Below are 24,527 nucleotides of genomic sequence, written 5' to 3'. Positions count from 1 at the left end.
ATTCTATGCATGATTCCGGCCGCCCTGCGCCGACGCCTCACGAATGGAGCACATGAAATTCCGCCACCTTGGTCCACGTATTGGTATGAGCCGCCACCCCGGCCACTCCCGCTTTTCCCGTCGTTCGCTGAGCATTACCGGGCTGGTGCTGTCGGTGCTGCTGCTGGCGGCGCTGTTCTACTTCAAGATCCCCACCCTGGCGTTCGACTTCGCCGGCATGTACGTGGTGCTGCTGGTGGCGGCGATCCCGGCGGTGGCGCTGACTGGACGGGTGGGACTGATGGCGGCGTACACGGCGCTGACCTTGCTGTTCGGCGCGGTGGTGTTCTTCTCCAGCGCACCGATCGTCCGCGCAGACGCCTATTACAAGATGCTGGGCGCCGAGCATCAATCCAACTTCCACGAGGCCCTGCCGCCGATCGATATCACCCAGGCGCCGCTGGTGTCGCAAGACATGGCCTTGCAGGCGATGCAGAAGCGCCTGTCGGAAATTGCCTCGCTCGGCTCTCAGGTGCGGGTGGGCACGCCGGTCAAGCAACTGGTGCGCGACAAGCTGGTGTGGGTGGCGTTTCTCGAGCATAGCGGCTTTTTCAAATGGTATGTCGATGGCGCCACGCCCGGCTACCTTACCGTCTCCGCGCACGACCCGGCGGACGTGCAACTGGTGCTGGAACTTAATGGCAAGCCGCTCAAGCTGCGCTACCTGCTGTCGGCTTACTTCAATGACCACGTCGAGCGCCACGCCTACCTGGCGGGCCAGACCACGGTGGGCCTGACCGATTTCGAGCCGGAAATCGACGACGATGGCGTGCCGTATTTCGTCGGCACCACGTACGAGCACAAGGTGGGCTTCTCCGGCAGCGAATCGACCGGCATCGTCACGGTCAATGCCGTTACCGGGGCCGTGGTGCGCTACAAGCTGGGCACGGAGCCGAAATGGGTCGACCGCATCCAGGCCGAGGAATTCATCCTCGAGCAGATGCAGGATCGGGGCGAATACATCCACGGCTACTTCAACCTCAACAACGAAGGCCGTTTGCGCGTCGACGGCTACCTCGACCTGGTGTACGGCTCGGACCAGCGCCCGTACTGGGTGGGCGGCATGACCTCCAAGGGCAACAACAACGGCCTGTCCGGCTTTTACTTTGTCGATTCGCGGACCAAGGCGGTGCGCTGGTTCAAGGTGCCGTCGGTATCGCAATACACGGCCGCCCACGCGGCCGAGAACGTCAACCCGGAAAAGCGCTACCAGGCCACCAACCCGCTACCGTTCCTGGTCGGCGGCGCCCCGACCTACGTGATGGCGCTGCGCGACGCCCAAGGCGTCTCGCGCGCCTTCGGCATGGTGGACATGCGCAACAACCAGATCATCGGCGTGGCCGATACCTTGTCCGCCACGCTGCGCAGCTACCAGTCGAAACGCTCGACCAACCGCGTGGCCGCCGACATCGGCGCCGAGGCGCGCGACGTCGAACTGTCGGGCACGGTGGTGCGCATCTCGTCGGAGTTCCGCAACAACCAGACCATGTACTACATCACCCTGGCCACCGGCGGCAAAACCCTGGGCACGATCTTTACCGGCAGCTCAGACCTGTCGGAAGAGCTGGTGTTGACCAAGCCGGACGACCAGGTGACGTTATCGTATTCGGATAGCAATACCCGGGTGGTGGGGATGAGCAAGTTTCATAACGTCGATATTCCGGGGTTGTGATGTCTTTCAAAGCGCAGGTGCGGAGCTGACACGGCAGATGCAGGACGAATCTGCGGAACAGAGACTTTGCTTCAGCCTCGGCTAACGACGCTAGAGAAAGGAGCCAGGGAAATTGATTGCCAAGGAAACGGCCGAATTTTTTTACAGATTTTTCTCAGCATATTCCCGCATTTATCCCTTGGTGCGTCTGAGCTGCCGTTTTCTGCCTACCTCGGTAGCGCCAGGCTGTAAAACCGGTCCGCGCCACTTTCTGGTAGCGGGTCGGGGCCGCGTATCCATCCCAGGGACTCGTACAAGTGAACCGCAGCACCCATATTGCCCCACGTCTCGAGTTCCAGTTGAACAACATCATGGGTAACGGCCTGTGCTATTCCTTCAGCCAGCAGCGCGCGGCCGATACCCCGTCCCTGCATGCTCGCGTCAACGTGGAAGCCGAACAGCTTGGCGACATTCCCTTCCTTACGCTGAATTGCGAGGCAGCCGACCAGTTTGCCATCGACTTCCGCCACTAATTCGATTGCGTTAGGGCTATTGACCAGGCCCAGCGCGCCAATGGCAGCATCCAGGGTGTCAAAATCCGCGAGCAAACCGAAAGAAGCTAAAGATTTCTGCACTACAGCCTTGGCCCCGAAATTATCGGAAGCAAGAGCTTTACGAATCGACATTACTACCTCTCAACTGATTCAGAGCAATGATTCCAGATGTTATGCGACGACTTCCTTTTGGCGGGATTGCCATGGTCCTGATTCCTTTTCTAACAGTCGCTACTCCAGCAAAATATCAAGCATCCGCTTCGGATTGACCACGAAGTCATGCATGACCTGGAAGTGCTCGGTTTCCTCGTACGTTACCTGGTGAATGCCGGTGTCCGTGCACTGGTAGATCACGGCGTCGGGATAGGCCATCAGGATAGGCGAATGGGTGGTGATGACGAATTGCGACTGGTCTTTCACCAGGTCGTGAATGCGGGTCAGCAGCGACAACTGGCGCTGCGGCGAGAGCGCCGCTTCCGGTTCGTCGAGAACGTAGAACCCCTTGCCGCCGAAGCGGTGCATCACCAGTGAAAAGAACGATTCCCCGTGCGACTGCTCGTGCAGCGATTTGCCGCCGTAAGAATTGATGATCGGTGGCGCCGGCGCAGGCTCCGCATCGAGCTTTTCGATCTCGGTGGCCAGGTTGAAGAAGCTTTCAGCGCGCAGGAAAAAGCCGTCGCGCGGCTGGCGTATCCCCTTCGACAGCCGCAGGTACTTGTGCAGCACAGAATGCGATGCGCGCGTGCCGAAGCCGAAATTGCGGGTGCCGCCCTCGGCATTGAAGCCGAACGATACGGCGATCGCCTCCATCAGCGTCGACTTGCCGGAGCCGTTCTCGCCGACGATGAAGGTCACCTTCGGATGCAGGTCGAGTACGTCGAGATGACGCACGGCTGGCAGTGAGAATGGGTACCGGTCGAATCCCGGCACGTCCGCCACTCTTAACCGGACTTGCGACACATACTGGGTAGAGATCATGGTGCGGTCCGTGTTGAGTCAGCGCAAGCTGCGGCTAGTGCGACGCCAGCAACTGGTCGAGTATGCTGGCCAGTTCCACCTCGATCTCGGCAATCGTGCGGGTGGAATCGATCAGCCGGAAGCGCTGCGGAAACTGCCCGGCGCGGCGCAGGTATTCATTGCGGGTGGCGGCGAAAAAATCGGTCTTTTCCTGCTCGAACTTGTCGAGCGTGCGGGTGGCGTCCAGGCGCGCGCGCGCCACGTCCAGCGGGACGTCGAACAGCAGGGTCAAATCCGGTTGCAGATGCGGATGTACCCATTGTTCCAGCGCATCCAGCTTGGCCAGGTCCATGCCACGGCCGCCGCCCTGGTAGGCGAAGCTGGCGTCGGTAAATCGGTCGGAAATCACCCAGGCGCCGCGTGCAAGAGCGGGCGCGATCACCTGCGCGATGTGCTCGCGGCGGCTGGCAAACATCAGGAGTGCTTCGGTTTCCAGGTGCATGGTTTCGTGCAGCACCAGTTCGCGCAGCTTTTCGCCGAGCTGGGTGCCGCCCGGTTCGCGCGAACTGACCAGGTCGATGCCGCGGTCTTGCAGGTACTTGCTGACGAAAGCGATGTGTGTGGACTTGCCGGCGCCGTCGATGCCTTCGAAGGTGAGGAATTTTGGATCGGTCATTATTTCTTATCGTTGATACTGGTTCACTGCCCGGTTATGGTCGGGCAGGTTGTCTGAGAATTTACTGGTGCCATTGCCGCGCGCAACGAAATACAGGGCGGAAGATTTGGCGGGCGCCATGGCGGCGGCCAGCGATTCCACGCCGGGCAGCGAAATCGGCGTCGGCGGCAGGCCGGTGCGGGTGTAGGTATTGAACGGCGTGTCGGTTTCCAGGTCGCGCTTGCGGATATTGCCCTCGTATTTCAGGCCCATGCCATAGATCACGGTCGGATCGGTCTGCAACATCATGCCCAGCCGCAGGCGGTTGACGAATACCGCGGCAATCATGTTGCGCTCGGACTTTTGCCCGGTTTCCTTTTCCACGATGGACGCCATAGTCAGCGCTTCGTACGGGGTTTTATATGGCAGGCCGGCGTCGCGCTTGGCCCAGGCCGCGTCGAGCCGCTTGATCATCATCGCGTGGGCCTGGCGATAGATCTGCAGTTCGCTCGAACCCTTTGCGAACAAATACGTATCGGGGAAGAACAGGCCTTCCGGACGCTCGTACCCGGAGCCGATGGCTTTCATCAGTTCGGTATCACTGAGGGTGATGGTGTCGTGCTTGAGGCCGGGATGGGCGTCGATGGCGGCGCGCATCTGGCGAAAGCTCCAGCCTTCGATGATGGTCAGCTGCTCCTGCGCGAACTCGCCGCGCGCCAGCTGGTTGATCAGCTGGGTGGGCGTGGTGCCGGGTTTGAGTTCGTACGAACCGGCCTTGATGCGGCTGCTCTTGCCGGTACCGCGTGCCAGCAGGTTGAACAGCAGCGGCTGGATCGGCACGCCCGCTTCGGCGATTTGCTGGCCGGCAGCGTGGGCGCCACTGCCGGGCACGATGGTGAAGTCTATCGGCGCGGTATCGCCGGTGAGGATAGGCGATTGCTGCCAGTAAATAAAGTAACCGCCAGCCGTCAGCGCGACCAGGATGCAGAGTGTGATTATTTTTTTAATAAAAGCCATTTCTACGCCATATTTGAATCAATCGACCAGCTTGCCACTTCCAGCAGCGATGCGCCAGCATTACGAGCGGTTTTGCACCGTTGCCGACGCGATCGACGCGACATCACTATAATGAGCCCGTAATGATAATGCGTAATCGTCACCTACACCGTCATATGCGACGCTAAATATTGGAAATTATGTCATCCTGGACCGAACTGTTATCCGCCGCCGCGCCGGCAAGCCCGCTGACCACCGCCGCGCTTGCCGCCGGCTTTGTCGCACCGATCACCGGCCAGGGCATCATTGCCCTCGATGGCGAAGAGTCGGCGAAGTTCCTGCATAGCCAACTGACCAACGATGTTGAGCACCTGGGCGCCGATGATGTGCGCCTGGCCGGCTATTGCTCGCCCAAGGGCCGCCTGCTGGCCTCGTTCCTGATGTGGCGCAGCGCCACCACCATCTTTTTGCAACTGCCGCGCGAGATCCAGGCGCCGGTGCAAAAGCGCCTGTCGATGTTCGTGCTGCGCGCCAAGACCAAGCTCACCGACGCCACCGAATTGCCTGGCATGGAAGTGGTGCTGGGCTTTGGCGGCGACAAGGCCGAAGTCGTGCTGCAAAACTGGTTCGACGCCCTGCCCGCCAAGCCGTTCACCCGGGTGGAACATCCACTGGGAACGCTGTTGCGCGTGGCCGATGCTTTCGGTTTCGCACGCTACCAGTGGCTGATGTCGGCCGCCACTGCCGACACCATTGCCGCCGAACTCGCTGATAAATTGGTGGTGGGCGGCGCCCAGGCCTGGCGCCTGGCGGAAATCCACTCGGGCGTGCCGCAGATCGACAAGACCACGCAAGAGCAGTTCGTACCGCAGATGGTCAATTTTGAATTGCTGGGCGCGGTCAATTTCAAGAAGGGCTGCTACCCGGGCCAGGAAATCGTCGCCCGCAGCCAGTATCTTGGCAAGCTCAAGCGTCGTACCACGCTGGTCAGCATCGCCGACCCGGCTGCCGCTGCTGGCGCCGAGGTATTTGCCACGGCCGATCCGGCCCAGCCTTGCGGCATGATCGTCAACGCTGCACCGAACGGCAACGGCGGCGTCGATGCGCTGGTGGAAATGAAACTGGCCGCGATCGAAGCGGCGTCGGTGCGCCTGGGCTCGGCCGAAGGTCCAGCATTGACCTTCCTCGCGCTGCCGTACGTGCTGGAACCGCTCGACCTCTAGCATGGATCTCTATATTTATTACAAGGTCAGGGACGCCGACGCGGCATCCCTGCAGGCGGCGGTTGCCGCCATGCAGGCGCAATTCGCCGCACAGTTCGCCATTAAAGGCGAACTCAAGCGCCGTCCCGAGTCGAATGATGATATCCAGACCTGGATGGAAGTCTATCCGGCAGCGCCCGGCAACTTCGCCGCCACGCTGGCCGACGCAGTAGAGCGCGCCGGCCTGGCGCAGTGGATCGTCGGCGCGCGCCACGTGGAAGCGTTCATGGATGTCGTGCCATGTGCCTGATCGTCTTCGCCTGGAAAGTATTGCCGACAGTGCCCCTGGTGGCTGCCGCCAATCGTGACGAGTTCTACCAGCGCGCCACTGCGCCGGCCGCACCGTGGCCCGAGCATCCGCAAGTGTTTGCCGGCCGCGACCTGCAAGCGGGCGGCAGCTGGATGGGTATCACCCACCCGAACGAATGCGGCAACGGCGCACGGTTCGCCGCGATCACCAACATCCGCGCGCCGGCCGAACACCGCGACGACGCCCCGTCACGCGGCCAACTGGTGGCCGACTACCTGGCCGGCTGCATGAGTCCGCAGGAATACATCGATGCACTGCGCCAGCGCGCCGATCGATACAACGGCTTCAATCTGGTCATCGGCGACCGTGACACCCTGATCTGGTACTCCAACCGGGGTGACGCCGACCCGCGCAACGGCCAGCCGCTCGAACCGGGCGTGTACGGCGTCTCCAATGCGCTGCTCGACGCCCCGTGGCCGAAAGTGCTCAAAACCAAGGCCCAATTTGCCAGCCTGCTCTGCCTGGGCGCGCCGGACGACGCCTTCTTCGAAATGCTGTCCGACACCACCCCCGCCCCTGACCAGCGCCTGCCGGAAACTGGCGTTCCGCTCGAGGTTGAACGCGTGCTGTCGTCAGTAAAAATCGAAAGCCCCGGCTACGGCACCCGCACCTCCACGGTGGTCAAACTCTACGCCGACGCCACCGCCACCCTGCAGGAAGAACTCATCCATTAACTTCGGGGTCAGTGCCGACATCTGGACACGAGCCCAACAGCCGTATGGCCCAGTTCGTGTCTGAATGTCGGCACTGACCCCGAACTTAGAACTTGTGGTTCATATTGATGTGGCGGATGCCTGCTTCGTAGAACTCTTCGCCTTCGATGGCGAAGCCGTGGCGCTGGTAGAAGGCGGCGGCGTGCGATTGGGCGCTCAGCGCGACCAGGCTTTCGCCGCGTGCGCGGGCTTGCGCCATCAGGCCTTGCAACAAGGCGCCGCCCACGCCGGTGCCGCGGCCGGACTTGCGCACGGCCATGCGGCCGATGTGGCCGTCGGGCAGCAGGCGGCCGGTGCCGATCGGTTCACCGGCGGCGTCGTACGCCACCGCGTGCAGGCACAGCACATCCATATTGTCCATTTCCAGTTCGGCAGGCACGCCCTGCTCTTCGACAAATACTTCGGTGCGTATCAGTTTGGCTTCAGCAGACATGGTGGCCCAGTCGCCGTAGCGGATCGTGTGGTGGACGGTGTCGTTCATGGCGTCGATTTGCTTAAGGAAAACGATGATTGTCGCACGCAAGGTACCGTTCGAGGAAGTCCACGCACACCCGCACTTTTGCAGAGCTTGCCAAGCGTTGCGGATACACGGCCCAGACATTGGCTTCCTGGGTGTAACCGGGTAGCACCTGCACAAGTGTGCCCCGCTCAAGGTGCGGTTGGGCGTCCCACAACGAGCGCAGCACGATGCCGGCGCCAGCCACCGCCCATTGCAGCGCGATTTCGCCATGGTTGGTCGATAGCGGCCCGGTCACTTTCACCACCACGTCACCATCGGCGCCGTGGCGCAGCCGCCACACGCCGAACGGCAGGTCGCGTTCCTTGATGGGCAGGCAATCGTGGCCGGACAGTTCGGCCACCGTGCGCGGCGTGCCGCGCCGGACCAGGTAGGCCGGCGCTGCGCACAGGATGCGGTGGTTGCTCATGAGCTTGCGGGCGATCAGGTTGGGTTCAATGTCCTCTCCCACCCGGATATCGAGGTCGAACCCTTCCGCCATGATATCGACCAGCCGGTCGAGCACCTCGAAGCGCACTTGCAGCGCCGGGTGTGCAGCGACCAGTTGCGCAATGGCCGGTGCCAACACGTTGCGCCCAAAACCGAAGCTGCTGCTCACCCGCAACTGGCCGCGCGGCACACCCTGGCGTTCGGCCACTTCGTCAAACAGGCTGTCGAGGCTGTCCAGGATGGTCAATGCCCGCGCATACACCTGCTCGCCATCGGCGCTGACCACCACCTTGCGCGTGCTGCGATGAAACAAGCGAACACCGAGCGCGGCCTCCAGCACGGCGATGCGCTTGCTGACGAAAGCGGGCGACATGCCCAGCTCGGCAGCCGCACCGGCAAAGCTGGCCTTGCGCACCACGGCGGCAAACACGCGCAGGTCGCTGTTTTGAATATCATTATTCACGTTCCGTGATCCATGCGGTGACGAAATGTCATATTCTAAACGCAATGGAATCGCGCTATGCTCGATCATCACCCAAGGAGATCGCCATGCACACGCATAAAATCGCAGTCATCGCCGGCGACGGCATCGGCAAGGAAGTCATGCCCGAGGGCATACGCGTGGTGGACGCAGCCGCGCGCCGCTTCGAGATCGGCATCGAATGGACCACCTTCGAGTGGGCCAGCTGCGACTACTACGCCGAGCACGGCAAGATGATGCCGGACGACTGGTTCGAGCAACTCAAGGGCTTCGACGCCATCTTCTTCGGCGCCGTAGGCTGGCCGGCGCTGGTGCCTGATCACGTATCGCTGTGGGGCTCGCTGCTGAAATTCCGCCGCCAGTTCGACCAGTACGTCAATCTGCGCCCGGTGCGCCTGATGCCCGGCGTGCCGTGTCCGCTTGCCAACAAGCAGCCCGGCGACATCGATTTTTACATCGTGCGTGAAAACACCGAGGGCGAGTATTCGTCCGTGGGCGGCAAGATGTTCGAAGGCACCGACCGCGAGTTCGTGTTGCAGGAGTCGGTCTTCACCCGCACCGGCGTCGATCGCGTGCTGCAATACGCGTTCGAACTGGCGCAGTCGCGACCCAAAAAGCACCTGACCTCGGCGACCAAGTCGAACGGCATCTCGATCAGCATGCCGTACTGGGACGAACGTTTCGCGTTGATGGGCCGGCAGTACCAGGACGTGCGCTGCGACCAGTACCACATCGACATCCTGGCGGCGCGTTTCGTGCTGTCGCCGGAGCGCTTCGACGTGGTGGTGGCATCCAATCTGTTCGGTGACATCCTGTCGGACCTGGGGCCGGCGTGCACCGGCACCATCGGCATCGCGCCGTCGGCCAACCTCAATCCCGAACGTACCTGGCCGTCGCTGTTCGAGCCGGTGCATGGCTCCGCGCCCGACATCTACGGCCAAAACATCGCCAACCCGGTGGCGATGATCTGGTCGGGGGCGATGATGCTGGACTTTTTGGGCAAGGGCGACGCCAATTACCGGGCCGCGCATGATGCGATCCTGGCGGCGATCGAGGCCAGCATTGCGAATGGGGTGCGCACCCCGGACCTGGGCGGCGCGGCAAGTACGACCGAGGCGGGCGCGGCGATTGCGGCCCTGCTGGGATAGGCCACAGCCCGCACGACTGTTCCAGATAATGCAGCTTGCGTGGCGTGGGGAAGGACCCGTACCGGGTCCGTCCCCTGCTTGCCGTGCGGGGTTACTTGGACGCAGTAATCACACCACAGGCCAGCCGGCCGCCCGCATTGCCGGTCGGCTGCGTCTTCAGGTCGTCCGGCGCGGTGTGCACGATCACGCCGCGGTTGAGCGCGTTGACCGGGCTGCCTTCGGTGAGCGTCAGCTGCGACAGCGGCACTTTCACGTCCAGCATGGCCACGCCCTTGGCATCGGCCGTGATGTTGCCGAAATCGCCGCTGTGCTTGCTGGTGTGGGCCGGATCGCCGTGCGGCGCGCTGGTCGGATTGAAGTGGCCGCCGGCGCTGCTGCCGTCCGGCGCCGAGCAATCACCTTTTTCGTGGATGTGGAAGCCGTGCAGGCCGGGCGTCAGTCCCTCCACCTTGGCTTTGACGTGCACGCCATCGGCGGTTTGCTCGAAGGTAACCAGGCCCGAGGTTTTGCTGTTGGCGGTAGGCGCCAGCTTGGCCTCGGCGGTGACGTTGGCGGCGTTGGCAACACCAGCGGCCTGGATGGCGGCCAGCGCCAGGATGCAGCTGAGTACGGCTGTTTTCATTGTGTGGTTCCTTGTAGACGTCATCGAACGAAATGTGCCGCTCTATTGATGCGGCACAACGCGATCAAATCATATCAACTTTACCAATTGCTTGCCAAAATTGAACCCCTGCAGTAAACCGATGAACGCGTCGGGCGCCGCAGCGAGCCCGTGCGCCACGGTTTCGCGGTATTTGACCTGCCCGCTCGCCACGAGTTCGGCCAATTGCGCCAGGCCCTGGTCCCACAGATCCATGTGCTCGGTCACGATGAAGCCCTGCACCGTCAGGCGGTTGATCAGCAGCAAGCGGGCGTTGTGGATCGCCATGTCGGCGCCGCCGAAGCCGCCGATCAGGCCGCACAGCGCCACCCGGCCGAAAGCGTTGCTCCGCGCCAGCGCCGCGTCGAGCGTGGCGCCACCGACGTTTTCGAAGATGCCGTCGATGCCGTCCGGGGTGGCGGCGGCCAGGTCGGCCTCGAGCTTGCCGGCCTTGTAGTCGATGCAGGCATCGAAACCGAGTTCATCGACCACGTAAGCGCACTTGGCCGGCCCCCCGGCAATACCGACCACGCGGCAGCCCTGCAGCCGGGCCAACTGCCCGACCACGCTGCCCACCGCGCCGCTGGCAGCCGACACCACCACGGTTTCGCCCACCTTGGGCGCGATGATCCGGTTCAGGCCATACCAGGCAGCCATGCCCGGCATGCCCACCGCACCCAGGTAGGCCGACAAGGGCAGCTTGCTCGCATCGACCTTGCGCAACTGGGCGCCGTCGGTCACCGCCATCTCTGCCCAGCCCAGCACGCCAACCACCGCATCGCCCACTGCAAAGCCGGCATGGCGCGACGCCACCACCTCGCCGACAGTGCCGCCGATCATGGTCTGGTCGAGCGCCTGCGACGCCGCATAGCTTTTCGCCGCGCTCATGCGCCCGCGCATGTACGGATCGAGCGACAGGTAATGGTTGCGCACCAGCAGCTCGCCGTCCTGCAGGGCCGGTACGGTCACGGTTTCGAGCCGGAAGTTAGCCGGCGTCACGGCGCCGCGCGGACGGCTGGCCAGAACCATGCGTTGGTAGCTGCCCGGCACCATCACACCTCGTAGTCCATGCACTGGCGCTCGCTGCGCACGGCCGCAACGAACGGCTTGATGGCCACGTGGGCAGGATGCTCGAGGTAGGCGTTCAGCGCCTCCTTGCCGGTGAATTCGGAATACAGCACCACGTCGTAAGTCGCTTCCAGGCCGGGCTGGGCCAGCACCGCCTCGAAAGCAAGGATGCCCGGCACGATGTTGGCGCAACCATCCAACAAGGCTTTCATCCTGATGGCGTTGGCGGCCCGATCGGCGCCTTCCGCATGGTCCTTGAGTTTCCACATCACGATGTGTTTCAACATGAATTTCTCCAACCGCCATTGCAAATAAAGGGTGGCAAGAATAGCACAATGCAAGCTGCGGCCACCCGCTCCGCCTTGTTTTTGCTTGTAAGTTTGGCGCAAGGTTCGGCGCTCACACTCGCTGCCAAGCTGTCGATCTGGAAACTGTCGAGCTTGTCTTCTGCATGTTTGCTCAACCGGTTTTGCTGGTCTGCCGCGAAAAAAACTCTAATAAGCAACTCTAAAAAAGGAGACAAACATGGCAACACCGTCGGGTACCGCCGATCCGCGCAACCAGCCCAAGGGCGCGCCGATCACACCAGAGGAACGCAAGGTCATCTTCGCCTCATCGCTGGGCACCGTGTTCGAATGGTACGACTTCTACCTGTATGGCGCGCTGGCGCCGATTATCGCCAAGCAGTTCTTCATCGGCGAACCCACCACCACTTTCATTTTCGCGCTGCTGGCCTTTGCCGCCGGTTTCATCGTGCGTCCGTTCGGCGCGCTGGTGTTCGGCCGCCTGGGCGACATGATCGGCCGTAAATATACCTTCCTGGTCACCATCCTGATCATGGGCGCGTCCACCTTCATCGTCGGGCTGTTGCCTGGGTACGCCGCCATCGGCATCGCGGCGCCGATCGCGCTGGTGTTCCTACGCATCCTGCAGGGCCTGGCGCTGGGCGGCGAGTACGGTGGCGCCGCCACCTACGTGGCCGAACACGCGCCGCCGGGCAAGCGCGGCGCGTTTACAGCCTGGATCCAGACCACGGCCACGCTGGGACTGTTCCTCTCCTTGCTGGTGATCCTGGGCACGCGCACGGCGATCGGCGAGGACGAGTTCCAGGCCTGGGGCTGGCGCGTGCCGTTCCTGGTGTCGATCCTGCTGCTGGGCGTGTCGGTGTGGATCCGCATGTCGATGCACGAATCGCCGGCGTTTGCCAAGATGAAGGCAGAGGGCAAGACCTCCAAGGCGCCGCTGAGCGAAGCCTTCGGCCAATGGCGCAACCTGAAAGTGGTGATCCTGGCCCTGATCGGACTGACCATGGGCCAGGCGGTGGTGTGGTACACGGGCCAGTTCTATGCCCTGTTCTTCATGACCGAAACGCTAAAGATCGACGGCGCCACCGCCAACATCATGACCGCCACGTCGCTGGCGCTGGCCACGCCGTTCTTCATCATCTTTGGCGTGCTGTCGGACAAGATCGGCCGCAAGTGGATCATCCTCGGCGGCTGCATCATCGCGGCGGCCACCTACTTCCCGCTGTTCAAGGCGCTCACGCACTACGGCAATCCGGCGCTGGAAATGGCGCTGAAAAACTCGCCGGTGGTGCTGGTGGCCGATCCAGCATCGTGCAACTTCCAGTTCAACCCGACCGGCCAGCGCAAGTTCCCGTCGTCATGCGACATCGCCGCCGGCATCCTGTCGCGCGCCTCGGTGGCCTACACCCACGAGGACGCGCCGGCCGGATCGATTGCCAAGGTGCGCATCGGCGAGAAGGAAATCACCTCGTTCAACGCGGTCATGACGCCGGATAACCTCAACTTCAGCGCCGAGAGCAAGAAGACCGAAGCCGCGCTCAAGAAAGACGTGGTGGACGCGATCAAGGTGGCGGGCTACCCCACCAAGGCCGATGACGCCCAGATCAACAAGCCGATGGTGGTGCTGATCCTGTTCATCCTGGTGCTGTATGTGACCATGGTGTACGGGCCGATTGCTGCGATGCTGGTGGAAATGTTCCCCACCCGCATACGCTACACGTCGATGTCGCTGCCGTATCACATCGGCAACGGCTGGTTCGGCGGCCTGCTGCCCACCATCTCGTTCGCGCTGGTGGCGTTCAAGGGCGATATCTATTACGGCTTGTGGTACCCGATCATCATTGCCATCATCACGGTCGTGATTGGCGCCTTGTTTGTCGGTGAAACCAAGGATAACGACATCTACGCCAACGACTGATCTTTCAGAACGACAATCCGGGTGGCCGGTTCCGTGCGAGCGGGACCGGCCATTTTTTTTCAGGCGCTAAACGTCTTGCCTTCCGCCGCCAGCCGCACCAGCAGCGGTGCCGGTGTCCAGGCGTCGCCATGGCGGCCGGCCGCGTAGTGTTCGACGGCGGCCAGCACCGCTGGCAACCCCACCGTATCGGCATAAAACATCGGGCCGCCGCGGTACGGCGGGAAGCCGTAGCCGGTCAGGTACACCATGTCGATATCGGACGCGCGCGAGGCGATACCTTCCGCCAGGATGCGCGCGCCCTCGTTGACCAGCGCATACACCAGCCGCTCGACGATTTCGTTGTCGCTGATAACGCGGCGCTCCAGGCCCAGTTGTGCCGAGTGGGCGACAATCATCGCATCGACCTCGGCATTCGGATGGGGCGTGCGCTCGCCTGCACGATAGTCATACCAGCCGGCGCCGGTCTTCTGGCCCAGCCGGCCCATCGCACATAGCAGGTCGGCAGTTCTGGAATAGGCCAGGTCCGGCCGTTCCACCGCCCGGCGCTGGCGGATCGCCTGGCCGATGTCGTTGCCGGCCAGGTCAGCCATGCGGAACGGTCCCATGGCAAAGCCGAAGCGCTCGACAGCCGCATCCACCTGCGCCGGCAAGGCGCCCTCTTCCAGCAAAAATCCGGCCTGGCGGCTGTACTGCTCGATCATGCGGTTGCCGATGAAGCCGTCGCACACGCGCGCGACCACGCCGGTCTTGCGCAGTTTTTTCGACAGCGCCAGCGCGGTGGCCAGCACGTCGATGGCGGTGTGCTGTCCGCGCACGATTTCCAGCAGTTTCATCACGTGCGCCGGGCTGAAGAAGTGCAAGCCCAGCACATCCTGTGGGCGGCCCGTCACCGCGGCGATCGCATCGACGTCGAGGGTGGACGTGTTGGTGGCCAGGATGGCGCCCGGCTTGACCACCACGTCGAGTGCGCGGAACACGGCCTGCTTGACCGCCAGGTCTTCGAACACGGCTTCCACCACGATATCGGCCTGCGCCACGTCGGCGTGGTCCAGCGTACCGTGCACCAGCGCCAGGCGCTGCTGCAATTGCTCAGGCTTGAGTTTGCCCTTGGCGACGGCGTTGTCGTACAGCTTGCGCAGCGCTGCCAGGCCCTGGTCCAGCGCTGGCTGCGAGGTTTCCAGTATCACTACCGGGATGCTGGCGTTGAGGAAATTCATGGCGATGCCCACGCCCATCATACCGGCGCCGATGACCGCCGCCGAGCTGATCGTGCGCAGCAGCGTATCGGCCGGCACATCGGGCACCTTGCCGGCCACGCGTTCGGCAAAAAACGCATGGCGCAGCGCTTTCGATTCGGTGCTCTGGATCAAGTGCATGAAACGCTCGCGTTCGAACTTCATGCCGTCCTCGAACGGCATCGTCACCGAGGCGCCCACGGTAGCGATGCACTCGAGCGGCGCCGGGTAGCCGGGCGCCTTGGCGGCGGCCTGCTCGCGCGCAGTTTGCAGCACTGCTTGCGCATGCGGATGGTCGACCGTCCGGTCGCGCACCTTGGGCAGCGGCCGGATGTCGGCGATGCCCTCGGCAAACGCTACCGCCTCGGCGATCAAGTCGGCGCCGGGCGCGAACACGCGGTCGAACAGCGGCGTGTCGGCCAGTTTTTCGGACAGCACCGGCTCACCGGTGACGATCATGGTCAGGGCCTGCTCCAGGCCCAGCACGCGTGGCAGGCGCTGGGTGCCGCCGGCGCCCGGCAGCAGGCCCAGCTTCACTTCCGGCAGCGCGATCCTGGCGCCAGGCAGCGCCACGCGGTAATGGCAGCCGAGCGATAGCTCCAGCCCCCCGCCCATGCAGATCGTGTGAATGGCAGCGACGACCGGCTTGGTGGAACCCTCGGCGGTGGCGATAAACGTGTGCAGCGACGGCTCGGCCAGCGCCTTGGGCGAATTGAATTCGCGGATATCGGCGCCGCCCGAGAACGCCTTGCCGGCGCCGGTGATGACAATCGCAGTAACGGCAGCGTCGGCCAGCGCGCGCTCGATGCCGGCGACGGCAGCGGTGCGCGTGGCCAGTCCCATGCCGTTGACCGGCGGATTGTTCAGTGTGATGACGGCAACGGCGCCGTGAACCTGGTATTGGGCAGTCATGTGTAGTCCCTTGATGGCCTGCGGGCCCGGACCGTGATCGTACCTGAAAACTTGATCAAACCGCCACCCGCTTTTGAATGCGGAGAGCGCGCTTTGCCTGCAAGAGAATAAGAAATCCAGTTTTATTCAAATATTAATTCCCAGTGGAAAATAAAATACATTACACTGCGATATTAATCAAACATGCTTGAATTTTCGGGGGCGGACCTGAATAATGAAACGCTGCCGCATATTGGCGTCACGCGATGATTTTACAATATTTACCTTGAAATAATTCTCTCCAAATATAACAGGACAATTATGGACGCGCATACCCAGGTCATTCATTCCCGCGAGCAGGATTTGCAAGCCATTAATACCGCGCTCAACCGGGTGCAAGCCTTGATCGAGTTTGACCTGGACGGCACCATCCTGCACGCCAACGAGAATTTCCTGGCCACCGTGGGCTACGCACTGGACGAAGTGCAGGGCAAGCACCACGCCATGTTCTGCGCGCCGGAATTCGTTCAGTCCGGCGCCTACAAGGCGTTCTGGGACAAGTTGGCGCGAGGCGAATTCGACCGTGGCGACTACAAGCGCATCGGCAAGGACGGCCGCGAAATCTGGATCAATGCCTCGTACAACCCCATCATCGATGACCAGGGCCAGCCCTACAAGGTGATCAAGTTCGCCACCGTGATCACCGACAGCAAGCTCAAGAACGCAGAGTACGAAAGCAAGGTCGCCGCCATCGGCAAAGCCCAGGCCGTGATCGAATTCGACATGAGCGGCCATGTCCTCAGTGCCAACGACAATTTTCTCGCGGTGATGGGTTACGAGATCGACGATATTCGCGGCGAACACCACCGCATGTTTTGCGACCTGGAATATGCCACCAGCAGCGACTACAAGCGTTTCTGGCAAAAACTGGGCCGTGGCGAATTCGACACCGGCCGTTATAAACGCATTGGCAACCATGGCAAAACAGTATGGATACAAGCGACTTATAATCCGGTACTCGATTTGAATGGCAAACCTTACAAAGTGGTTAAATTTGCCAGCGATATTACCGCACAGGTAGAACTGGAAACATCGGTGGTCGCCAAGGCGCAATCGGATAGCACCAAGATCCATAGCCTGCTGCTTTCGGTCGAGCGCGCCGCTCAGGGCGACCTCACCAGCCAGATCGACATCTCCGGCGACGAACCGCTCGACCAGCTGGCCGAAGGCATCAGCAAGATGATTGCCGACCTGCGCAAGGTGATCGCCGACGTGGTAGCCTCGGCCAACGGCCTGTCCGACACATCCACCACCATTGCCGAGCGCTCCAACGCGGTGGCGGTCGGCACCCAGGCGCTGGGCGCCACGGTCGAGCAAATGAATGCGTCGATCGATGGCCTGAGCAGCTCGATCAACATCATCGCCGGCAATAGCAACAATGCCGACGCGCTGGCCAAGGATACCCAGCGCGAAGCCGAGATCGGCGCCAAGGCGGTCGCCAAGTCGATCGAAGCGATGGACCTGATCAACCGTTCGTCCGAAGACATCGGCGAAATCGTCAAGGTCATCAGCGAAATTGCCACCCAGACCAATATGCTGGCCTTTAACGCCGCCATCGAGGCCGCGCGCGCAGGCGAGCACGGCCTGGGCTTCTCGGTGGTGGCCGACGAAGTGCGCAAGCTGGCCGAGCGCTCGTCGCAGGCGACCAAGGAAATTTCCAAGCTGATCAACGAATCGGTCAAGCGCGTCTCGGCTGGCAGCGATATTTCGCGCCAGGCCAGCGAAGCATTCGACAAGATCGTCGCCGGCGTCGCCAAGACCACGGCCGCCATTTCCGACATCTCGATGGCCACCAACGAACAGCAGCTGACCGCGCGCGAAGTCGCTACCGCCGTGCAATACATTGCCGAAGAAGCGGAAAAATCGGCCGCTGCCTGTGACAGCATCGCCCGCTCGACCGAGGGGCTGAACCAGCGCGCCGGCGACCTCAACAAAACCGTGTCCGGCTTCGTGGTGTAAGCGGGAGTAGCGCGATGAAGCTCGCTGCCGGCATTCAGCCCGAAACGCTGACCGCGCTGATCGCGCTGGTGCGCGAGCACACCGGCATTGCCATGTCCGAACGCAAGAGCGTACTGCTCGAAGGCCGGCTGCGGCCGCGGATGCAGGCGCTCGAGATCGCCAGCTACCAGGCCTACCTCGACAAAGTGGTCAAAGACCGTAACGAAGTACCGCACTTCATCGACCTGGTGACCACCAACGACACCGTGTTTTTCCGCACCCCCCAGGTGTGGGATTACGTGGAGCAAGAATTCCTGCCGCAGTGGCAGCGCGACCACGCCGGCAACACCCTCAAAGTGTGGTCGGCCGCAGCTTCGAGCGGCGAGGAACTGTATTCGATGGCCATCCTGTGCGAAGAATTCAAGGCCGTCACGCCGGCTTTCACTTACCAGATCTATGCCACCGATATCTCGCAGCAGATTCTCGCGCAGGCGCGCGCAGGCCGCTACGCGGGCCGCTCGGTCGAAAGAATCCGTGCCAGCCACCCGGAATGGGTAAAGAAATATTTCCAGGCCAGCACGCACGGCCTGCAAATTGTCGATGCACTCAAGAAACACGTGGAACTGGCCCAACACAACCTGCTCACGCCACTGAAACAACCCAAACAGTTCGATCTTGTGTTCCTGCGTAATGTCCTGATCTACTTCGACCAGGAACACCAGCAGACCGTGCTGCAGCAAGTCCGCCACAGTATGGCGCCCCATGCCCGGCTGATCCTGGGTGAATCCGAATCGATTTCTGGCCTCGACACCGCCTGCCATTTCGATCGGCCGATGATTTATCGCTTGGAAAAATGACCGGCGCCGCCATGCATGCACACCACTCCCTATTCTCCGCCACGGCCACGCCGTGGTTCGACGCCGACGCCACCCCCATCGCTGCGACAGGCAAGCAGCGCTGCTACCACGTCAACATCGGCGAACTGCGCGTGGGCGCCCGCACCGACCAGTTGCAAGCCCTGCTGGGCTCGTGCGTAGGCATCGCCCTGCTGTGGAAAAAACGCGGCCGCTGCGGCCTGGCCCATTGCCTGCTGCCCGAGTCGCCAGTACCGCCGACCGAGCTGGGCGCCCGCTACGTCAGCCAGGCCGTGCCGTCGCTGCTGCGCCTGATGGGCGCCTGCGTGGCCGATTACGCCGACATCGACGTCGTGGTGGCAGGCGGCGGCAATATGCTCTCGGCCTGCTCGGCGCGTTTCCAGGTCGGTCAGCAAAACATCGACGCCGCCCAGAAACACCTGCGCCTGCATGGCCTGAACGTGCGCTTTGCCGAAGTGGGCGGCAAGTGCGGCCGTACCCTGACCGTCGATTGCGCCACCCAGGAAGTCCGCGTGAGCGCCATCGCACAATCTGCCCAGGCGGTACACCATGCCTGACACCGTGGACAGCAGCATGGCTGCCAGCAGGGCAGCAGTAGAGTTGTTCGGCTCGTTCCTGCTGGGCCCGGACGAGTTCGCCCTGCCCGCCAGTTGCATCCGCGAGGTGGTCAATTACCCCGACAAGATGACGGTCGTGCCACTGTCGCCGCCCTTCCTCGACGGCATGTTCAACCTGCGCGGCACGGTGATCCCGGTGGTCAACCTCAGCCGCGTGTTCGATCCGGCCGCGCCTGCCGCCGAGCGCAGCCACAAGATCGCCATCCTCGACTACCAGGGCGTGCTGGTCGGCATCCTGTTCCACGCCACCGGCGAGATCCTGCGCGTGCGGCCCGAGCAGCGCAGCACGCTCAGCTACGCGCCCGGCGCCGAGCACGCAGTGATCGCCGGCACCATCCTGCTGGCCGACGGCGCCCGCTTGCTGCAAGTGCTCGATCCGGCCGCGCTGGTGCGCATCGAAAACGTGCCGCAAGTGCTGGCGCTGCAAAGCGCCGGGCGGCAGGCGGCGCGGCGCCACCAGGGCGAGCGCCGCCAGTGCGTGAGTTTCCATGCGGCCGGGTCGAAATTTGCGTTCGACATGGCCGCGATCCAGGAAATCATCCGCGTGCCGGACATCCAGCCGTCCATCCTCAACAGCGCGCTGTGCCTGGGCCGCATCAATTTTCGCGGCAGCCCGGTGGCCATCGTGTGTTTCAGCACCCTGCTGACCTCGCCCGGTGCAAGCAAGGCAAGCGCGAATGCCAGCTGCGCCGCGCGCCAGTTCCTGCCCGACCAGCGCATCGTGATCGCCCGCATCGACGACGCCACCATCGGCTTCCTGGTCGATTCGGTGGACAGCATCGTCAATTACTATGCCGAAGACCTGATGGCGATCCCGCTGCTCAGCCGCGCCCGCGCCGGCATGTTTGCCGGCTGCATCACCTGCCCGGCGCAAACCGACGTGATCGTGCTCGATCACCGGCAAATCCTGTCGAGTGCGGAAATCGTCGAGATGCGCACCGGCCACGCCCGCCTGTACCCCACCGACGACACCGCGGCAGCCACCGTGGCGGCGCGCGAAGCGCGGCGCAGCCAGCGACAGGTCTATCTCACCTTTGCGCTCGACAATATCTACGCGGTCGAGATCAAGCAGGTGCGCGAAATCATCGACTTTTCCGATGACATCGCGCGCCCGCCCGGCATGCCGGACTTCATGCGCGGCATGCTCAACCTGCGCCAGCAGATGATCAGCGTGATCGACCTGCGCAGCCTGTACGGCATGGCGCCGATACAGGCCACGGCGCAGACCAGGATCCTGGTGGTCGAGCGCGCCGGGGCGCAGGGCATGGAAAAATTCGGCTTGATGGTCGATGCCGTGCAAAACATCATGACCATCGAAGACAGCCGCCGCTTCGCAGCGCCTCGCATCATGCGCAGCACCGACCCCGCCAGCGCCGGACCCAGCGGCGACATGCCGGACGTGATCGACATCGAGGGCGAAGGTGACGCCCACCAGACCCTGAGCGTGTTCGAATGCGACCGCCTGCTGGGACGGCTGGCACAGGAGCTGCCCGCACTGGCGGCGTGAGCGCCGCTGGTTTACAGTAGCGCGATACCGGCGATGCTTGCCGGCGCCGCACACTGAAAGGCCGTCCATGTTTCCGTTCCCATCCGCTTCGCCATCGAGGTCCGTCTTCGCCACCGGCCGCGCCCTGCTGCCGCTCAGCGTGCTGCCACTCTGCTTGCTGACCGCCAGCGCCTTCGCGCTGTCGCTATCCGACCTGAGCAACAAGGACGCAGCCGGCGGCGTCAAGGCTGCGTTGGAGACAGGCGCAACCCTGGCCGTGGCCAAGCTGGGCGTCGAAAACGGCTTCCTCAACAACGATCGCGTGCGCATCCCATTGCCAAAAATCCTCGAGCAAGCGCGGCCGTTGCTCAAGCTGACCGGCAAGGGCCAGCAGCTCGACGACCTGGTGATCCAGATGAACCACGCGGCCGAAGCGGCGGTGCCGATGGCCAAGCCGCTGCTGCTCGACGCCGTCAAGTCGATGAGCATTACCGACGCCAAGAACATCCTGACCGGCGGCGACACGTCGGTCACCGACTTCTTCCGCGAAAAAACCTCGTCCAGGCTGGCCGTGCAATTCCTGCCGATCGTCAAAAAGGTGACCGACCGCTCCAGCCTGTCCACCAGGTACAACAGCACCATGGCCATGGCGCCCAAGATGGGCCTGGTGACCAGGGAACAAGCCACCGTGGAAGGCTACGTCACCCAGCGCACCCTCGACGGCCTGTACACGATGATCGGCGAAGAAGAAAAAGCCATCCGCGCCGATCCGATCGGCACCGGCAGCAAGTTGCTGGGCAAGGTGTTTGGGGCGCTCAAGTAAGCGTCCCTCTCCAAAGTCCAGGTCCTGCCTCTGCCATCAGCCAGCCGCCGTGCCGGCTGAACGGCAGCGCGCTCTTTTGCCTGGTTGAGCCCGCTTCTTATCGGAAACAATAAGACAACAAAGCAAACTGTCGCTGCCGTGTCATCTTCCTGTATTATTTGCCGTCGCCGCGACCCGGGACACGGGGTGCAATCCCGCCACCATAAAAATATCTGGAGCTTAATTTGAGCCTATTTAGAACGAAGAATCTCGACGATATGATTGCCGGCGCCAACAAGCCCGGTGGACTGGCCAAAGTACTCGGGCCATTCGATTTGATACTGATGGGCATAGGCGCGATTGTCGGCACCGGCATTTTCGTGTTGACCGGTACCGGCGCCGTCACTGCCGGCCCTGCACTCACCCTCTCTTTCGTGGTCGCCGCCATCGCCTGCGGCTTTGCTGCGCTCTGTTACGCCGAGTTCGCCTCTTCGGTCCCCGTGGCCGGCTCCATCTACACCTACACCTACGCTACCCTCGGTGAACTGGCGGCCTGGATGATCGGCTGGGACTTGCTGCTCGAGTACGGACTGGCTTCGGCGGCCGTGTCGGTGGGCTGGTCCGGTTATTTGCAGTCGCTGCTGGCCAGTTACGGCTACCAATTGCCGCTGGTACTCACTGCTGCCCCCGGCGCCGTTCCTGGCGTGACCACCATCGTCAACCTGCCGGCGCTGCTGATCATGCTGGTGCTGACCGCCATGCTTGGCTGGGGTGTGCGCGAATCGGCCCGCATGAACAACATCATGGTGGCGATCAAGATCGGCGTGGTGCTGCTGTTTATCTTCGTGGGCGCACCGCACGTCAAGCCCGATAACTGGCAGCCCTTCATGCCTTATGGCTACAACGGCATGTTGAGCGCGGCGGCGCTGGTGTTCTTTGCCTTTATCGGTTTCGACGCCGTGACCTCGGCCGCCGAAGAAGTGAAGCGCCCGGAACGTGACCTGCCGATCGGCATTATCGGATCGCTGGCCGTCTGCACCATCCTGTACGTGATCGTGGCCGGCATCATGACCGGCATCGTGCCGTACAAGGAATTCCTCGGCGTCGATCACCCGGTCACGCTGGCGCTGCAATATGCGGGCGAAAACTGGATGGCGCGGGTGGTGGACGCCGGCGCCATCCTCGGCATGACCACCGTGATCCTGGTAATGGCCTACGGCCAGACCCGCATCATCTACGCCATGTCGCGCGACGGCCTGCTGCCGAAGAAGCTGTCGAGCGTGCACCCTAAATACCAGACGCCGTTCTTTGCGACCTGGATGGTGGGCCTGTTCTTCGGCGTGGTGGCAGCGTTTGTGCCCTTGAACATCTTGACCGAGCTGATCAACATTGGCACACTGGCTGCCTTCAGCCTGGTGTCGATCGCCGTGGTCATCATGCGCAAGAAGCGCCCTGATTTGAAGCGCACCTTCCGCGTGCCCTTCGTGCCGGTGATCCCGGCACTGGCCGTGATCTTCTGCGTGATGCTGATGACCTACCTGAGCTGGCACACCTGGGTGGCGTTCGCCATCTGGATCGCGCTGGGCCTGATCGTGTATTTCACCTACTCGCGCAAGCGTTCGTTGCTGAACTAATCTTGTCACTACCGGCAAGCCTGCAAGGCTTGCCGGCACCCCTGCTTGCACCCTTGCTTAATTCACACTGATTTTCCCCGTCCCCGCATTATTCAACACCGACTGCTTGACCGAACTGGCCGCTGCCGGACTGGCGGAGTACGGCGGCGTCCATCCCACCGCGCTGCTGAAGCTGCACTTGCCGGCCAGGTTCAGCGCCGCGCCGTTGAGCAGCGAGCCGGCGTCGGTGATCGCGCCCGACTTGCTGGCCGAACCAGGATTGTTGACCATGTCCGTGCACGAGCTGGCGCCAGCCACCTCGAAGGCATTGTTCTGCATGATGATCTTGGCCTTGTAACCCACACCGACGCTGTACTTGTGCGGATAAACCTTGTGCGCCCGGTTGCCTTCGAAGTAGTTATTGAAAATGTGGACCTTGCCGAAGCGCACGCGCGGCGCCCGTTCCGAAATGTGCAGGAAGTGGTTGTTGTTGAAGGTAACAGTCAGGTGGCCATCGTCCGAGGTCGTGCTGTCGGAAGAGCCGATCAGGTTGTTCTTCTGGTGCAACTCGAAACGGTTGTTGGACACCGTGACGAAGTCCGAGCCATTCTTGACGTCGAGCGCGGCGTCGTGGCATTGCTTGAGGCGGCCATTGGCGGTAGGCAGCTGGTCGTCGGTCTTGGGCGCGTCGGTAAACACGTTGTGGTCCACCCAGATATTCTTCGAGTTCGAGATGTTGATGCCGTCGTACTCGGAATTCCAGTTGCCGGCGCTGCCATCTTCCGGGTCCCAGATCGGGTTGATATCGCACGGGTTGACGATATTGAGGTTGCGGATGATGACGTTCTGGATGCCGTTCAGGACCAGGCCGGCATTGACCAGCTTGGTATCGGATCCCATGCCGATCAGCGTGGTGTTACTGGTCAGGCGGATTTGCAGGCGCGTCTTCTGGTCGGCGGCGTCCTTGTAGGGGCCGCCGTTGTCGGCCGTGGTCGGGTCGATGGTGCCGTACAGCTTGATGATTTTCGGCTTGTCGCCCTGCGCCTTGATGGCAGCGAGCAATTGCGCGGCCGAGTTGACCTTGTAGGTTGCCGCCGACGAGGCGCCGGCGCCGCCCTTGGTGCCGCCGTTCTGGCCGGCCCAGCCGTTGGAAGGCGCGGTTTGCAGGGTGTCGTCGGCGTGGGCCGGAGCGGCAGCGAAAGCCACCAGGACAGCCAGGGCGGCGCCCGTCATGTTGATGCGTGTAGTCATTATTGTCTTCTCCGTTATTGTTTTCCAGGGATAATTCCCTGCGGAAACGTTAGCAGAAAAAACAACTGAAATTACTGTAATTTCCGTTTAGAAATAGATATCTATTAAATAATCAA

23 protein-coding genes are annotated in these 24,527 nt (G+C 62.4%); 12 read left to right on the top strand and 11 right to left on the bottom strand.

Going from position 1 to position 24,527, the window contains the following annotated elements; translation table 11 throughout:
* The first annotated feature begins 85 nt into the window (after positions 1-85).
* On the top strand, positions 86-1,711 hold the full coding sequence (locus DUPY_RS06050) for a hypothetical protein (RefSeq protein ID WP_070246929.1): 1,626 nt from the start codon (positions 86-88) through the stop codon (positions 1,709-1,711).
* A 206-nt stretch (positions 1,712-1,917) separates the two neighbouring features.
* On the opposite strand, the gene DUPY_RS06045 is transcribed toward DUPY_RS06050, so the two are convergent.
* From DUPY_RS06045 to mltG, 4 genes are all read right to left on the bottom strand, one after another.
* Entirely contained in the window at positions 1,918-2,376 is a 459-nt protein-coding gene (locus DUPY_RS06045) for a GNAT family N-acetyltransferase (RefSeq protein WP_070246928.1), read from the bottom strand.
* A 99-nt stretch (positions 2,377-2,475) separates the two neighbouring features.
* A complete protein-coding gene (locus DUPY_RS06040) occupies positions 2,476-3,222 on the bottom strand; it encodes an AAA family ATPase (RefSeq protein ID WP_070246927.1) in 747 nt (248 codons plus the stop codon).
* Between the two features lie 34 nt (positions 3,223-3,256).
* Entirely contained in the window at positions 3,257-3,877 is a 621-nt protein-coding gene (gene tmk, locus DUPY_RS06035) for a dTMP kinase (protein ID WP_070246926.1), read from the bottom strand.
* Between the two features lie 6 nt (positions 3,878-3,883).
* Complete coding sequence (mltG, locus tag DUPY_RS06030; protein ID WP_070246925.1) at positions 3,884-4,873, bottom strand: endolytic transglycosylase MltG; 990 nt, start codon at positions 4,871-4,873, stop codon at positions 3,884-3,886.
* Positions 4,874-5,052: 179 nt separating this feature from the next.
* Here mltG and ygfZ point away from each other — a divergent pair, with 179 nt between their 5' ends.
* From ygfZ to DUPY_RS06015, 3 genes are read left to right on the top strand one after another with little or no spacing between them, the layout of a single operon-like run.
* The gene (ygfZ, locus tag DUPY_RS06025) at positions 5,053-6,075 is read left to right on the top strand and encodes a CAF17-like 4Fe-4S cluster assembly/insertion protein YgfZ (RefSeq protein WP_070246924.1); all 1,023 of its coding nucleotides are present in this window, start codon (positions 5,053-5,055) and stop codon (positions 6,073-6,075) included.
* A 1-nt stretch (position 6,076) separates the two neighbouring features.
* Positions 6,077-6,364, top strand: coding sequence for a DUF4936 family protein (locus tag DUPY_RS06020; RefSeq protein ID WP_070246923.1), 288 nt, complete (start codon positions 6,077-6,079; stop codon positions 6,362-6,364).
* Positions 6,355-7,098: an NRDE family protein gene (locus tag DUPY_RS06015; protein WP_070246922.1), complete on the top strand. Its 744-nt coding sequence runs from the start codon at positions 6,355-6,357 to the stop codon at positions 7,096-7,098. The genes DUPY_RS06020 and DUPY_RS06015 overlap by 10 nt, the downstream gene beginning before the upstream one ends.
* 85 nt (positions 7,099-7,183) lie before the next feature.
* Here DUPY_RS06015 and DUPY_RS06010 read toward each other — a convergent pair whose 3' ends face one another.
* Both DUPY_RS06010 and DUPY_RS06005 read right to left on the bottom strand, forming a co-directional pair.
* On the bottom strand, positions 7,184-7,618 hold the full coding sequence (locus DUPY_RS06010) for a GNAT family N-acetyltransferase (protein WP_070246921.1): 435 nt from the start codon (positions 7,616-7,618) through the stop codon (positions 7,184-7,186).
* 13 nt (positions 7,619-7,631) lie between these two features.
* A complete protein-coding gene (locus DUPY_RS06005; RefSeq protein ID WP_070246920.1) occupies positions 7,632-8,546 on the bottom strand; it encodes a LysR substrate-binding domain-containing protein in 915 nt (304 codons plus the stop codon).
* An 86-nt stretch (positions 8,547-8,632) separates the two neighbouring features.
* Here DUPY_RS06005 and DUPY_RS06000 point away from each other — a divergent pair, with 86 nt between their 5' ends.
* Positions 8,633-9,712, top strand: coding sequence for a tartrate dehydrogenase (locus tag DUPY_RS06000; RefSeq protein WP_070246919.1), 1,080 nt, complete (start codon positions 8,633-8,635; stop codon positions 9,710-9,712).
* Positions 9,713-9,803: 91 nt separating this feature from the next.
* On the opposite strand, the gene DUPY_RS05995 is transcribed toward DUPY_RS06000, so the two are convergent.
* The 3 genes from DUPY_RS05995 to DUPY_RS05985 form a co-directional block, all read right to left on the bottom strand.
* Positions 9,804-10,334 (bottom strand): superoxide dismutase family protein, encoded by a 531-nt coding sequence (locus DUPY_RS05995; RefSeq protein WP_070246918.1) that lies wholly within the window; start codon positions 10,332-10,334, stop codon positions 9,804-9,806.
* Positions 10,335-10,403: 69 nt separating this feature from the next.
* Entirely contained in the window at positions 10,404-11,402 is a 999-nt protein-coding gene (locus DUPY_RS05990; protein WP_141749439.1) for an NADP-dependent oxidoreductase, read from the bottom strand.
* 2 nt (positions 11,403-11,404) lie between these two features.
* The gene (locus DUPY_RS05985) at positions 11,405-11,707 is read right to left on the bottom strand and encodes a Dabb family protein (RefSeq protein WP_070246945.1); all 303 of its coding nucleotides are present in this window, start codon (positions 11,705-11,707) and stop codon (positions 11,405-11,407) included.
* Between the two features lie 238 nt (positions 11,708-11,945).
* Here DUPY_RS05985 and DUPY_RS05980 point away from each other — a divergent pair, with 238 nt between their 5' ends.
* A complete protein-coding gene (locus DUPY_RS05980; protein WP_070246916.1) occupies positions 11,946-13,643 on the top strand; it encodes an MFS transporter in 1,698 nt (565 codons plus the stop codon).
* A gap of 59 nt (positions 13,644-13,702) precedes the next feature.
* Here the strand turns inward: DUPY_RS05980 and DUPY_RS05975 are convergent, their stop codons facing one another.
* Positions 13,703-15,790: a 3-hydroxyacyl-CoA dehydrogenase NAD-binding domain-containing protein gene (locus tag DUPY_RS05975; protein WP_070246915.1), complete on the bottom strand. Its 2,088-nt coding sequence runs from the start codon at positions 15,788-15,790 to the stop codon at positions 13,703-13,705.
* A gap of 300 nt (positions 15,791-16,090) precedes the next feature.
* Here DUPY_RS05975 and DUPY_RS05970 point away from each other — a divergent pair, with 300 nt between their 5' ends.
* The 6 genes from DUPY_RS05970 (at position 16,091) to bcaP (ending at position 23,181) form a co-directional block, all read left to right on the top strand.
* Positions 16,091-17,788: a methyl-accepting chemotaxis protein gene (locus DUPY_RS05970; RefSeq protein ID WP_070246914.1), complete on the top strand. Its 1,698-nt coding sequence runs from the start codon at positions 16,091-16,093 to the stop codon at positions 17,786-17,788.
* Between the two features lie 14 nt (positions 17,789-17,802).
* Complete coding sequence (locus DUPY_RS05965; protein WP_070246913.1) at positions 17,803-18,624, top strand: CheR family methyltransferase; 822 nt, start codon at positions 17,803-17,805, stop codon at positions 18,622-18,624.
* Positions 18,625-18,635: 11 nt separating this feature from the next.
* The gene (locus DUPY_RS05960; protein ID WP_084640566.1) at positions 18,636-19,199 is read left to right on the top strand and encodes a chemotaxis protein CheD; all 564 of its coding nucleotides are present in this window, start codon (positions 18,636-18,638) and stop codon (positions 19,197-19,199) included.
* Complete coding sequence (locus DUPY_RS05955) at positions 19,192-20,766, top strand: chemotaxis protein CheW (protein WP_070246912.1); 1,575 nt, start codon at positions 19,192-19,194, stop codon at positions 20,764-20,766. Before DUPY_RS05960 ends, DUPY_RS05955 begins: the two co-directional genes overlap by 8 nt.
* 67 nt (positions 20,767-20,833) lie before the next feature.
* Complete coding sequence (locus tag DUPY_RS05950; protein ID WP_084640562.1) at positions 20,834-21,568, top strand: DUF4197 domain-containing protein; 735 nt, start codon at positions 20,834-20,836, stop codon at positions 21,566-21,568.
* Between the two features lie 224 nt (positions 21,569-21,792).
* Complete coding sequence (gene bcaP / locus DUPY_RS05945; protein ID WP_071651588.1) at positions 21,793-23,181, top strand: branched-chain amino acid transporter BcaP; 1,389 nt, start codon at positions 21,793-21,795, stop codon at positions 23,179-23,181.
* Between the two features lie 57 nt (positions 23,182-23,238).
* On the opposite strand, the gene DUPY_RS05940 is transcribed toward bcaP, so the two are convergent.
* A complete protein-coding gene (locus tag DUPY_RS05940) occupies positions 23,239-24,411 on the bottom strand; it encodes a pectate lyase family protein (protein WP_070246910.1) in 1,173 nt (390 codons plus the stop codon).
* Positions 24,412-24,527 lie beyond the last annotated feature (116 nt).

The sequence above is a fragment of the Duganella phyllosphaerae genome, assembly GCF_001758785.1.
Classification (GTDB): Bacteria; Pseudomonadota; Gammaproteobacteria; order Burkholderiales; family Burkholderiaceae_D; genus Rugamonas; species Rugamonas phyllosphaerae.
This window is presented reverse-complemented; position numbering and strand designations above follow the sequence as displayed.